The organism is Pseudomonas sp. NPDC087346 (assembly GCF_044744235.1).
Classification (GTDB): Bacteria; Pseudomonadota; Gammaproteobacteria; order Pseudomonadales; family Pseudomonadaceae; genus Aquipseudomonas.
In genome coordinates, this window is the sequence record NZ_JBIUXX010000116.1 from 1 (window position 1) to 1,726 (window position 1,726).

General features: G+C 60.7%; 2 protein-coding genes and 1 pseudogene. All 3 read left to right on the top strand.

Annotation, left to right across the window (positions count from 1 at the left end; genetic code table 11):
* Positions 1-873 (top strand): tRNA 2-thiouridine(34) synthase MnmA (mnmA, locus tag ACIOZM_RS30685; RefSeq protein ID WP_401221214.1); only part of this gene is annotated, 873 nt, incomplete at its 5' end.
* Positions 870-1,493, top strand: coding sequence for a high frequency lysogenization protein HflD (gene hflD / locus ACIOZM_RS30690; protein WP_007920199.1), 624 nt, complete (start codon positions 870-872; stop codon positions 1,491-1,493). The genes mnmA and hflD, both read left to right, overlap by 4 nt.
* Positions 1,494-1,620: 127 nt before the next feature.
* A pseudogene (locus tag ACIOZM_RS30695) lies at positions 1,621-1,726 on the top strand (hypothetical protein); the annotation flags it as partial.

Consider the following 1,726-nt stretch of genomic DNA (forward strand, 5'->3'; position numbering starts at 1 on the left):
TGGGACAACGTGTTCGAGCACTTCCTGGCCGAATACAAGGCCGGTCGCACGCCGAACCCGGACATCCTGTGCAACCGCGAAATCAAGTTCAAGGCGTTCCTTGATTACGCCATGGTGCTCGGCGCCGACCTGATCGCCACCGGTCACTACGTGCGTCGCCGCGATATCGACGGCCGCACCGAACTGCTCAAGGGCCTCGATCCGAACAAGGATCAGAGCTACTTCCTGCACGCCGTCGGTGGCGAACAGATCGCCAAGACGCTGTTCCCGGTCGGCGAACTGGAAAAGCCCGCAGTCCGCGCAATTGCCGAGAAATACGAACTGGCGACCGCCAAGAAGAAGGATTCCACCGGGATCTGCTTCATCGGCGAGCGTCGTTTCAGCGATTTCCTCAAGCAATACCTGCCGGCACAACCGGGCGAGATCAAGACCACCGAAGGCGAAGTCATCGGTCGTCACCACGGCTTGATGTATCACACCATCGGTCAGCGTCAGGGACTGGGCATTGGCGGTTTGAAAGATGCTGGCGATGAGCCGTGGTACGTGCTGCGCAAGGATCTGGACACCAACGAGCTGATCGTCGGTCAGGGCAACAACCATCCGTGGCTGTTCTCCAGCGCCCTGCTCGCTTCGGAAATCTATTGGGTCAATCCGATCGATCTGAGCCAGCCACTGCGCCTGACCGCCAAAGTGCGTTATCGCCAAAGCGATCAAGCCTGCATCCTGGAACAAACCGCGACCGGCTATCGCGCCGTGTTCGACGAACCGCAGCGCGCCGTCACCCCGGGTCAATCCGTGGTGTTCTATGACGGTGAAATCTGCCTCGGCGGCGGCGTGATCGAAGTCGCCGAGCCGTGGAGCGGCCAGGCATGAGCCCGACTCAGGAGCAACTGACGGCACTGGGCGGCGTGTTTCTCGCCGCCGTGCTGGTCGACCGGATCGCCAAGACCGGCCAGACCAGCGAAGCCGGCCTGACGTGCATGCTCGGCAGCCTGCTGGTGCGCGACCCGAAAGACACGCTGGATGTGTATGGCGGCGACGACCTCAATCTGCGCGAGGGTTACCGCGCGCTGATCGGCGCCCTTGAACGCGACCCGAGCACCTTGCAGCGCGAACCTTTGCGTTATGCGCTATCGATGCTCGGCCTCGAACGCCAACTGGCCAAGCGCGACGACATGCTCGACACCATTGGCAAGCGTTTGCCGCAGATCCAGTCGCAGGTCGAGCACTTCGGCCCGGCCCACGAAAACGTGGTCGCCGCCTGCGGTGCGCTGTATCAGGACACCCTGAGCACCCTGCGCCAACGCATTCAAGTACACGGCGACATGCGCAATCTGCAGCAACCGAGCAACGCCTCGAAAATTCGCGCCCTGCTGCTCGCCGGCATCCGTTCGGCACGCCTGTGGCGACAGCTCGGCGGACATCGCTGGCAATTGGTGATCAGCCGCCGCAAATTGCTCAAAGAGCTGTATCCGCTGATGCGCAGCGAGTAAATCGCCCCGCAACAAATGCTTTGTAGTCCGTAACGCGTAATACGCCGGTCAGTTGGCAACGGACCGGCGGATTTTTTCATGTATGATACGCGCCCCATTTCGTTGCCCGACTGTCCGAGAACACCCCATGCAGCTTTCTTCGCTCACTGCGGTTTCCCCTGTTGACGGCCTTTTGTAGGGCAAAAGTCTGGACTTGAGACAGATTTTGAGAGAGTTGGGGCTGTTTTGTGCTT